Raw genomic sequence first — 9,553 nt, forward strand, 5'->3', positions numbered from 1 at the left:
GTCACGACCACCGCGCGGGCTGGAAGGGTGTCTCGCCGGAGTTCGGCGAGATCACGCTGACGTCACGACCACCGCGCGGGCTGGAAGGGTGTCTCGCCGGAGTTCGGCGAGATCACGCTGACCTGCCCGCTCCCCCGCACCGCGCCCGAGTCGTTCGTCTCGGAGGTGCGCGGCGGCCTGCTCCCGACCGCGTCCTTCGAGGCACGCGAGATGCCCGCCTTCACCGCACCGACCCGTGTCAGCGTCGAGCGGTCGACGCCCGCGAAGATCAGCCCGAGCGCCAGGTCTCCGCCCTCGGCGCGCCCCGCGACCCGGACGGAGAGCCGGCGGCGGCTCCCGCGCCCCGACTCGCGGACGGTGACGGTGACGCCGGGGTCCTCCTCGTCGGGCCGGCGGGTCAGCACGTAGCCGCGCTTGTCGAGGGCCGCGAGCCGGTAGTGGTCGCCGGCGTACCGCATGGTCAGGGCGCGCTGTTCGAGGGTGGCGCCGAAACGGTTCCGGTTCACGTACACGACGCGGTCGCCGACCCGGAGTGTGGACCGGTTCAGGGTCGGCAGCCTGATCCCCTCGACGTGCATCCCGCGTGCCTCGAAGGACGCGGTCGGGAGCAGGCCGCCGCGCACCTCCGAGACGATCGACTCGGGCGCGGTGCGGGGGAGCGGGCAGGTCAGCGTGATCTCGCCGAACTCCGGCGAGACACCCTTCCAGCCCGCGCGGTGGTCGTGACGGTTCCCCTCCTGCCACGCGTGGAGGTCGAACGGTGTGACATCGGTGTGCATGCGGGTTTCCCGGGGTTTCTGCTCGGAGGGTTCGGCGGGGTTTCTGCTCGGTGGGTTCGGTGGGTTCGGTGGGACGGCTCGGACCGTTCGGACGGCTCGGACCGCTGGGTCGGAGGGTTCGGTCGGACGGCTCAGTCGAACGGGTTGAGGGCACCGCCCAGTTTCCTCGCGCCGTCCGCGATCCCGGAGCCGACGTCGGAGGCCGTGTCGCCGATCCGGTCCCCGGCCTCCTCCAGGCCCTTGCCGATGGCTTCGTGGTGGTCCCAGATCAGTGCGCCGGCGTAGACGACACCGGTACCGACGGCGAGACCGAGGGTGACCGGGTTCGGGGCGACCGTCAGTGCCGTCATCGACGCGCTGAAGGCGGTCCCGCTGAGGTCCGAGGCGAACTTCGCCGGGTCGGCCCTGATCATGTCCGTGTCGTACGTGGCGAGGTTGGCCACGCCGTACGCGGTGGCGGCCACGCCGCCGACGACGCCGGCACCGCGCAGCCAGCCGGCCGCCTTGGCCGCGTTGGCGAGGCCGCCGTTCTGCGCCACCTTCACGAGGTCGGCCTCGGCCGCGGTCGGCATGAAGAAGGCGCCGTTGCGCAGGAAGCCGCCGAACATGGCGGCCTCGTCGGAGCCGGTCAGGGCGGTGGCGAGGCCCGGTGGCACCTTGCTGAGCATGCTCCCCGGAGCCGCCCCGGCCAGGCGGATGGTGAACTGCCGGGACAGGAAGGTGCCGGGCGCGGTCGGGTGGACGAACGGCGGCCGGAGCGCCTTGGACAGCTTGTACGAGTACAGGCCGGCCGCGGTCAGAGCGCTCGCGAACGCCCCCGCCGTGATGGTGCCCTTGGTGAACTTGGCGACCAGGTCCGCCAGTTGCTCGTTCCCGGTGAGCTTCGCGAGGCCGTCGCGCTGCAGCCGGCGGACGTAGTCGTCGAGCGTCTCGCCGTCACGCATCCTGAGCCAGGCGAGGTTCGTCCGATCGTTCCCGGCCTTGGCGTCGGCCGCGGCGACCCGCCCCGCGTCGCCGTTGAAGCCGGTGCCGAGAGTCCCGTCGCCCTGGTTGCCGTACCCGTCCCGGACCACGGCCTCCAGGTCCTTCTTCAGGTCCTGGTCCGCGACGTCGAAGGCCCTCACGCAGGCCTCCAGGTGCTCCGCCCACGACGCCTCGGCGTCCCGGACGCTCTGGGGGCCGTCCGGATCGTGGTGCAGCGCGCTGCGCTCCTGCGGGGTGAGGCGGTCGTGGTCGTACGCGACCCTGCCCTGTTCGGAGACCTTCATGCCGGCCTCGACGGCGTCGGCGCGCGCGCTCTCCAACTGCTTTCTGAGCTGCGTGAACTGCTCGTGGGCGGTGCGCAGAAGGGTGGCGGTGGCCGTCGCCTGCGTCTGTGCCGCCCGGTACTCGTAGCGCGTGGCGGCGAAGAGGCCGTGGGCGGCGGTCGCGCTCTCGCCCAGCCAGGCCGGGGCCGTCGGCAGCGACTGGACGCTGTCGCGGTAGCGCTCCTCGACCTTGTGCAGTTCACCCGCCATCTCGTCCCACTTGTCGGCGGCGGTGGCGAGCTTGTCCAGGTCGGTGGCCAGGATCTCGGCGTACGTCGGCACGGTCCGCCCCTTCAGTACCGGTCGATGCCCGAGGCCGGGCCGACACCCGCGATACGGGAACGGGTGTCCAGCTCCTGGAGGCCGAAGGCGACCGCTGTGCCGCGCAGGGCCTCCTTCTCGGTGGCGAGCCGGGCGAGGAGCGTCCTGACCTGCTTGTCCCAGGTGGCCTCCACGGTCTTCAGGCCGCTCGCGGTCGCCCAGCCGTCGAAACCGGCGACGGCCTCCGCGGTGGCGGCGTCGGCGCACCGGGCGGCCGTGCCGGTGCGGGGCTCCAGCTCGGTCTCGATCGTGCGGGCCGCGGCCTTCTTCCTGGCCGGTGCGGTGGCGAGATCGGGCGCTCCGCCCGCCGGTCCGGCGCCGCCGCCCGGATCGGTCCCGTCCAGCCGCATGCCGTCGTGGGTTCGTGCCGGCGCGCCGGACCGGATGCCGGCCCAGTCCTCGTCAAAACCCATACGGCTCCGCCCCCATGAAAGAATGATCATCGCTTTGCAGGTGCATCGTATGGTTGCGGGGTGACACCGGGGACGCAAGGTCACGCGGTGATCCTCCGCAGGAGCCACCCATTCCGGCACCGGTCCGGCCGTGGTGAAGCGCCCCGGGTGCCGCGGTCAGTGCGCGCGGCGGTCGATGAGGACGGCCAGGCCGTCCAGGATGCGCTGGAGTCCGAACTCCCACGCCTGGTCCTGCCCGCCGGTCCGCGCGGCCGAGGCGAAGGCCTCGGTGAGGGCGGGGAACCGCTCGCCGTGGACCCGCATCAATTCGGCCAGCACTGTGCCGAGTTGGGCCTCCGGGTTGCTTGAGGGGCCGGCCGCGCGGGCCTGCTGGGTGATGCCGCGCACGTGACCGGTCAGCAGGACGGCCGCGTCCATCCGCTCCGCCCCGCTCAGTCCCGTGCCGTCCAGGGCGGAGATGGCGCGCTCCATCCAGGAGAGTTCCCCGGGACCGGGGATCCGCACTCCGACGGTGGCGTCGAGCGACCAGGGGTGCCGCTGGAAGGCGGCGAAGAGGCGCCGTGCCCAGTCCTCGAGCTGCTCCCGCCACTCACCCCGCGGCGTCGCCTCCGCCGGATACGCGCCGATCGCCCCTTCCACCATCAGTGCGACCAGTTCGGCCTTTCCGGGCACGTACCGGTACAGGGCCATCTTGGTGACGCCGAGTCGCTCCGCGACCCGCTGCATCGAGACGTCGGCCAGGCCCTCCGCGTCGGCGAGTTCGATACCGGCCCGCGCGATCCGGTCGAGGTCGAGCGCCGGCCTGGGACCGCGCTTCGGCTGCGGGCGCGGCCCCCACAGCAGCCGCACCACATCGGCCTGCTCGTCGCCCACGCTTCTCCTCCGCCTTCGCCTTGTCGAAACCATCGAACTGTGTCTATCGTACACAGTAATAATCCGTGTCCGATGGACACAGTTTCCGAGCGGGGGAGACCCATGAACAAGACCGTCCTCATCTCCGGTGCGAGCATCGCCGGCCCGGCGCTGGCCTACTGGCTGGGACGCCACGGCTTCACCCCGACCGTGGTCGAGCTCTCGCCCACGCTGCGCGAGGGCGGTCAGGCCGTCGACTTCCGCGGCGAGACGCACCTGACCGTCCTGGAACGCATGGGACTCCTCCCCGAACTGCGCCGCATGCAGACCGGTGGCAGCCCGATGCGCTTCGTCGACGAGAACGACCGGACGCTGCTGCACCTGCCGGCCGAGTTCGCCGGCGGGGAGATCGAGGTCGTCCGCGGGGACCTGGCCCGGCTGCTCCACGAGCGCAGCGCCCCCACCACCGAGTACGTGTTCGGCGACTCGGTCACCGGCCTCACCGAGACCGCGTCCTGCGTGCGCGTCGACTTCCGGCACGGCCCCTCGCGCGACTTCGACCTGGTGATCGGAGCCGACGGACTGCACTCCAACATCCGCCGGCTCGCCTTCGGTCCGGAGGCCGACTACGTCAGCCACCTCGGCTACTACGCGGCCACCTGGCAGCTGCCCCGCGACGAGTCCCCGGCGCCGGCCAGGGGATCGGTCGGCCACAACGCGCCGGGGCGGCTCGCCTCCGTGGGTGCCGACCACCGGGATCCGTCGCGGGCGGGCGCGTTCTTCGTCTTCGCCGCGCCCCGACTGCCCTACGACCGGCACGACCTCGGCCTGCAGAAGCGGCTGATCGCCGATGCCTTCTCCGGTCTCGGCTGGGAGGTGCCCCGTCTGCTCGACACCCTGCACCGGGCCCCCGACCTCTACTTCGACTCCATCAGCCGGGCGGACGTCGACACCTGGTCCAAGGGGCGGGTGGCCCTCGTCGGCGACGCCGCCTGCGGGGCGACCATCGGCGGCATGGGCACCGGAACCGCTGTGGTCGCCGCGTACGTGCTGGCCGGCGAGCTCGCGCGATCCGGCGGCGACCACCGGGCGGCCTTCGCCCGGTACGAGGACAGGCTGCGGAAGTACGCCCAGGGCTGCCAGGCGGGCGGCGACCGGACCGGGAAGTTCCTCGCTCCCGGGACCGCCGCCGGCATACGACTCCGCAACACCCTGCTCTCCCGCCCCCTGTTGCTGAACGCCATGCTCCGCATGGGCGAGAAGGTCAGCAGCACGGTGGCCCTGCCCGACTACTCCACCGACTCCCGCCGCGTCAGCCGTTGACCGGTGCGTCCAGCCGTTGACCCGGTGCGGTCTCCGGCGCGAGGGCCACGGGCCGCGGGCCTGGTGGGCCGCTCGCGCGCGGAGCGGCGGCGAACCGTTCTCCTCACCCGCTCCGGCTCCGTGCCGAGCGGGCGGGAAGGCTCCCGCCGGTCGTGGTGCCGGGCCACGGTGGGCTCGGCACCACGACCGGCCGGTGAGCGGGTGATCAGGCGCGACAGCGCAGCATCTCCAGCGGCGGGTGGGCGAGGAGGTCCGCCCAGAAGTCGTCCCCGAACTCGCGGATGCCCGCTTCGGACACCTGCAGGGGGACCCACTCCACCTCGCCGAAGCCGGCCGCGCGCAGGCACTGCGCGTAGACCTCGCGGCGCGGGGCAGTGGAGACGATGCTGATCGGCTCCGGGGCGAGGAGCGCGGTGACCCGCACCCGCGGCCCCGTCTCGAGCTCCTCCCCGGCGGGCTCGCAGCGGAACCCGTACGTGTCCAGGGACAGGCAGTCGAAGGCGTAGTCGGGATTCTGGGCGAGCACGAAGAACTCCCCACCGGGCACGAGGCTCCGGTGGACGTTGCGGCACATCCGCTCCATCTCCGCGATGTCCCGGGCGTAGTTGAGGCACTGCACCCCCAACGCGACGTCGAAGCGCCGGCCGTCGGTCCGCAGCTCGGCGACGTCGCCGACCTCGTAACGCACCCCGAGCGGGTCGCGCTGCTCGATCTCCCGCGCGGCGGCGATCATCTCGACGGAGATGTCCACCCCGAAGACGTCCGCGGCGCCGCGCCGCTTGAACTCCCTGCTGTAGAAACCGGTCCCGCACGCCAGGTCGAGAACCGTCCTGCCCTCCACGTCCCCGACCAGGCCCAGGAAGCTCGGCACCTCCCCGTAGCGCGTCAGTGGCAGGGACTTGAACCCCTCGAATGCCTCACCGATCTCGTCGTACTGCTGCACGCTCACGTGCCGTCCCCTTCCGTGCTCCCTCACCGGTACGCGGGCACGCCGGTGCCTCCCGGTGCCTCCCGGAACCACCGGCCGGCCGCCGCGTCGTGCTCGAGAGTCTGCTGCGCCCGGTCCGGCCGCTCGTACTGGCAGATGACACGAAGAAGCCGCCCGCTCGCGCTCGTATCACCCAACACCGCCGCAGCTCGGGGCAGTTGAAGGGGGCAAGGCGCCGCCGCTGAGCCGCCGCCGTCGCGGCCCGGCGGCACCACATCAGGAACTGTGGCTTCCGCCACAGCGCGGGGGAGGCGCGCCTGTTCAGACTGACCGCATGCTGATCAATCTGATACTTCGCGTGCTGCCGTACTGGATCCGTGAGCCCCTGGTCATCGCCGTGAGCCTCGTCTTCGCCGGGATGTGCCTCTACTGGTACGCCACGGTCGGGGAGTGGCAACGAGCCGCCTTCGGCGTGGTGTTCCTCGCGCTCGCGATCCTGCGGTTCTTCGTCCTGCGCCGTGAATGGAGATCCCGCCCGAGAGCCGGCCGGGCCGCGTGACGTCGGGGCGGATCGGCACCGGCATGGCGCACCGAGGGGTGAAGATCCAGCCTCGTCGAACCGCCTTCGACGGCGACGCACCTGCGACCGGCCCGATCTGCCCCAGCGTGGCGGGGCCGTCCCGCCCGCCTCGGTGGCCGTCGCCTCACCCGCGTGCGTCGAGGTAGGCCGCGAGCTCCGCGGCCCCGGTCAGCATCGCCCGCCCGCGGGCGGCGAGCCGGCCGTGCCAGTCGCTCAGCGCCGCCTCCAGGGGCGCCGGCCCACCGGCAGCCCGCACCTGGGCGATCAACGGGGCGATCTGCTCCAGGAGATAGCCACCCCGCCTGAGCTGGTGCGCCAGCCGGGCGTCCCGTACGTCGGCGTCGTCGTAGACGCGGTACCCGGTCAGGGGATCCCGGCGCGGCCGCAGCAGTCCGGCGCCCTCCCACTTGCGCAGGGTCGCCGGCCGGATGCCGAGCCGCTCCGCCAGCGGCCCGATGAACGTGCCGCCGGTCCCGGACCCGGACCCGGACCGGGACTCCGCTCCCGCCTTCCGCTCCGCGGCCCCTCCGGACCCCGCGGCCACCCCACCCGCCGACACCGGGCCGGAGTCCGGGCCGGAGTCCGGGCCGGACTCCAGATCGCGCAGGGCGCTCTCCACGGCCTGGAGGGTTCGCCGGTCGTCGAGGAGCTGGGCGTGGCTCTCGTCGATGAGGCGGAACGCCTCGTCCACCCCGCCCTCGTTCACCGCCCGCATGATCGACGTCGCCGTCGGATGACCGTGGCCCGGGACCAGGGCGAGGAACGCACGGAGGGCCCCGGCGTGCAGCGAGGTGTACGTGCGGTAGCCGTGGGGAGTGCGTCCGGCGGCCGGAAGGATGCCGGCCTCCTCGTAGTTCCTGACCGCCTGCGTCGACAGCCCGCTCGCGCGTGCCAGATCGATCGGCCTCAGCCGACCGTCCCTTTGAAGGTTCAGCCCCATGAAGCCCACGATATCGCGCAGAAGTTTCAACCGGAGGTTCAACGATACCGTTGAAGGCATGGCGACCGACATCAAGGACACCGCCCATCCCGTCGAGGCTGCCGCCGTCATGCGGCTACTCCCGGCCCGACCCCGACTGCTCGCCCTGGGCGAGCCCACCCACGGCGAGGACGCGCTGCTCGAACTGCGCAACGAGCTCTTCCGCGACCTCGTCGAGCAGCACGGCTACCGGACCATCGCCATCGAGAGCGACTGCCTGCGGGGCCTGCTCGTGGACGACCACGTCACCTCCGGTGCCGGCAGCCTCGACGAGGTCATGGAACACGGCTTCAGCCACGGCTGGGGCACCTCGGCGGCCAACCGCGAACTCGTGCGCTGGATGCGCGCCCACAACGACGGCAGGCCCCCCTCCGAGTGGCTCCGCTTCGCGGGCATCGACGGCCCACTGGAGATCAGTGCCGCCGCGAGCCCACGTCAGGCCCTCACCGCGCTCCACGACTACCTCGCCGCCCGGGTCGACGCGTCCCTGCTCCCCTGCACGGCCGACACGCTCGACGACCTGCTCGGCGCCGACGAGCGATGGACCGAGCCCGCGGCCATGATGGACCCGACCCGGTCCTTCGGGCGGTCGGCCGACGCCGGCGAACTGCGGCTCCACGCCGACGACATGACGGCGCTGCTCGACGAGCAGAGCCCGCACCTGCTCGCGGTGACCTCGCCGGACCACTGGGACCGGGTCCGCCTGTACGCGCGCACCGCCGTCGGCCTGCTGCGCTACCACTCCTGGATGGCCGACACCTCACCCGCCCGCATGACACGAATGGTGGGGCTGCGCGACCGGATGATGGCCGACAACCTCCTCGCCGTCGCGGACCGCGGCCCCGCGCTCGTCCACGCCCACAACTCCCACCTCCAGCGGGCGAAGAGCTCGATGAGGATGGGCGGCGCGCCACTGGAGTGGTGGAGCGCCGGTGCGCAGGCGAGCGCGCGGCTGGGCGCGGAGTACGCCTTCGTGGCGACCGCCCTGGGCACGATCCGGCATCAGGGAGTGGACGCACCGCCACCGGACACCGTCGAAGGACTCCTGCACGCGCTCCCCGAGGACCGCAGCCTCATCGACCCCGGGCGGCTCGCCGCCACCCTCGGCGCCCCCCTGCCCGCGCCGCGCGTCTCCCCCTGGTTCGGCTACGCCCCGCTCGACCCGGCCCACCCGACCGGCGCGGCGGGGGCGCCGCGTCAGGTGCGCGGGACGTCCGCGGAGGTGAAGCCCGCCCCTTCGCGGGACGCCCCCCCCCGCGGGGCGGAGGGCTCAGGGGTGCCTTGCCGCCGGCGTGACCGGGCACCCGGTCYTGCCGGCGGCCGTCGCCCCGGTCAGGCGAGCTTCTTCAGGACCTCCGCCGCGAGGGGCGCGGAGGAGGCGGGGTTCTGCCCGGTGACCAGGTTGCGGTCGACGACCACGTGGGGCGCCCACGGCTCGCTCACCCGGACGTCGACGCCCGCCTCGGTCAGGCGGGTCTCCAGCAGCCACTTCGCCTTCTCGGCGAGCCCGGCCTGGGTCTCCTCCACATTGCTGAAGGCGGCGACCCGGTAGCCCGCGAAGGCGTTCGTGCCGTACTCGTCCACGGCGGCGAGCAGGGCCGCCGGGCCGTGGCAGACGACGGCCAGGGGCTTGCCCGACTTCAGCGCCGCGACGAGCAGCCGGCCCGAGTCGGCGTTCACGGCGAGGTCCTCCATGGGGCCGTGGCCGCCGGGGTAGAAGACGGCGTCGTAGTCGTCGACCCGTACGTCCTCCAGCCGCACCGGATGCCGCAGGGCGGCGAGGGACGCGAGGGCCGAGGCGATCTTCTCGGCGCCCTCGGGTCCGCCGTTGAACTCGGGGGCGAGGCTGCCCTGGTCGACGGTGGGCTCGACGCCGCCCGGGGTGGCCACGACGACCTCGTGACCCGCGGCCGTGAACGCCTCGTACGGGGCGACGGCCTCCTCGGCCCAGAAGCCGGTCGGGTGCTTGGTGCCGTCGGCGAGGGTCCAGTGGTCGGCGCCGGTCATCACGAAAAGGATCTTCGACATTGCTGAGCTCACTCCGGGGGAAGGAAAGAAGGAAGGGGGGAGG

At 72.9% G+C, this 9,553-nt stretch carries 9 protein-coding genes and 1 pseudogene; 3 read left to right on the forward strand and 7 right to left on the reverse strand.

Annotated features, from left to right (window positions below):
- Nucleotides 1-62: 62 nt before the first annotated feature.
- The 4 genes from EAO71_RS21935 to EAO71_RS21950 all read right to left on the reverse strand — a co-directional run bounded on the left by EAO71_RS21935 (nucleotide 63) and on the right by EAO71_RS21950 (nucleotide 3,693).
- Nucleotides 63-779 (reverse strand): hypothetical protein, encoded by a 717-nt coding sequence (locus tag EAO71_RS21935; protein ID WP_261992276.1) that lies wholly within the window; start codon nucleotides 777-779, stop codon nucleotides 63-65.
- Nucleotides 780-910: 131 nt separating this feature from the next.
- Nucleotides 911-2,368: a hypothetical protein gene (locus EAO71_RS21940; protein WP_147979537.1), complete on the reverse strand. Its 1,458-nt coding sequence runs from the start codon at nucleotides 2,366-2,368 to the stop codon at nucleotides 911-913.
- Nucleotides 2,369-2,379: 11 nt separating this feature from the next.
- The gene (locus EAO71_RS21945; protein WP_147979538.1) at nucleotides 2,380-2,820 is read right to left on the reverse strand and encodes a hypothetical protein; all 441 of its coding nucleotides are present in this window, start codon (nucleotides 2,818-2,820) and stop codon (nucleotides 2,380-2,382) included.
- A gap of 156 nt (nucleotides 2,821-2,976) precedes the next feature.
- Nucleotides 2,977-3,693, reverse strand: coding sequence for a TetR/AcrR family transcriptional regulator (locus tag EAO71_RS21950; protein WP_187282781.1), 717 nt, complete (start codon nucleotides 3,691-3,693; stop codon nucleotides 2,977-2,979).
- 102 nt (nucleotides 3,694-3,795) lie between these two features.
- Here EAO71_RS21950 and EAO71_RS21955 point away from each other — a divergent pair, with 102 nt between their 5' ends.
- Nucleotides 3,796-4,995 carry an FAD-dependent monooxygenase gene (locus tag EAO71_RS21955; protein ID WP_147979540.1) on the forward strand — a complete coding sequence of 400 codons (1,200 nt, stop codon included), beginning with the start codon at nucleotides 3,796-3,798 and terminating at the stop codon, nucleotides 4,993-4,995.
- Nucleotides 4,996-5,200: 205 nt separating this feature from the next.
- Here the strand turns inward: EAO71_RS21955 and EAO71_RS21960 are convergent, their stop codons facing one another.
- Nucleotides 5,201-5,944: a class I SAM-dependent methyltransferase gene (locus tag EAO71_RS21960; protein WP_147979541.1), complete on the reverse strand. Its 744-nt coding sequence runs from the start codon at nucleotides 5,942-5,944 to the stop codon at nucleotides 5,201-5,203.
- Nucleotides 5,945-6,257: 313 nt separating this feature from the next.
- On the opposite strand from EAO71_RS21960, the gene EAO71_RS21965 reads away from it, so the two are divergent.
- Nucleotides 6,258-6,482 (forward strand): hypothetical protein, encoded by a 225-nt coding sequence (locus EAO71_RS21965; protein WP_147979542.1) that lies wholly within the window; start codon nucleotides 6,258-6,260, stop codon nucleotides 6,480-6,482.
- A 145-nt stretch (nucleotides 6,483-6,627) separates the two neighbouring features.
- Here EAO71_RS21965 and EAO71_RS21970 read toward each other — a convergent pair whose 3' ends face one another.
- The gene (locus EAO71_RS21970; protein WP_147979543.1) at nucleotides 6,628-7,443 is read right to left on the reverse strand and encodes a TioE family transcriptional regulator; all 816 of its coding nucleotides are present in this window, start codon (nucleotides 7,441-7,443) and stop codon (nucleotides 6,628-6,630) included.
- Nucleotides 7,444-7,501: 58 nt separating this feature from the next.
- Here EAO71_RS21970 and EAO71_RS21975 point away from each other — a divergent pair.
- Nucleotides 7,502-8,671: pseudogene (locus tag EAO71_RS21975) on the forward strand (erythromycin esterase family protein); the annotation flags it as partial.
- Between the two features lie 143 nt (nucleotides 8,672-8,814).
- Here EAO71_RS21975 and EAO71_RS21980 read toward each other — a convergent pair.
- Nucleotides 8,815-9,510 (reverse strand): type 1 glutamine amidotransferase domain-containing protein, encoded by a 696-nt coding sequence (locus EAO71_RS21980; protein WP_147979544.1) that lies wholly within the window; start codon nucleotides 9,508-9,510, stop codon nucleotides 8,815-8,817.
- Between the last annotated feature and the right edge of the window lie 43 nt (nucleotides 9,511-9,553).

This window comes from Streptomyces sp. MS191, from assembly GCF_008042125.1.
Lineage (GTDB): Bacteria > Actinomycetota > Actinomycetes > Streptomycetales > Streptomycetaceae > Streptomyces.

Bases quoted from the DNA above. Each gene is read 5' to 3' on its own strand.
- EAO71_RS21965 (WP_147979542.1), top strand. From the start codon at position 6,258: ATGCTGATCAATCTGATACTTCGCGTGCTGCCGTACTGGATCCGTGAG.
- EAO71_RS21970 (WP_147979543.1), bottom strand. From the start codon at position 7,443: ATGGGGCTGAACCTTCAAAGGGACGGTCGGCTGAGGCCGATCGATCTG.
- EAO71_RS21955 (WP_147979540.1), top strand. From the start codon at position 3,796: ATGAACAAGACCGTCCTCATCTCCGGTGCGAGCATCGCCGGCCCGGCG.
- EAO71_RS21945 (WP_147979538.1), bottom strand. From the start codon at position 2,820: ATGGGTTTTGACGAGGACTGGGCCGGCATCCGGTCCGGCGCGCCGGCA.
- EAO71_RS21980 (WP_147979544.1), bottom strand. From the start codon at position 9,510: ATGTCGAAGATCCTTTTCGTGATGACCGGCGCCGACCACTGGACCCTC.
- EAO71_RS21935 (WP_261992276.1), bottom strand. From the start codon at position 779: ATGCACACCGATGTCACACCGTTCGACCTCCACGCGTGGCAGGAGGGG.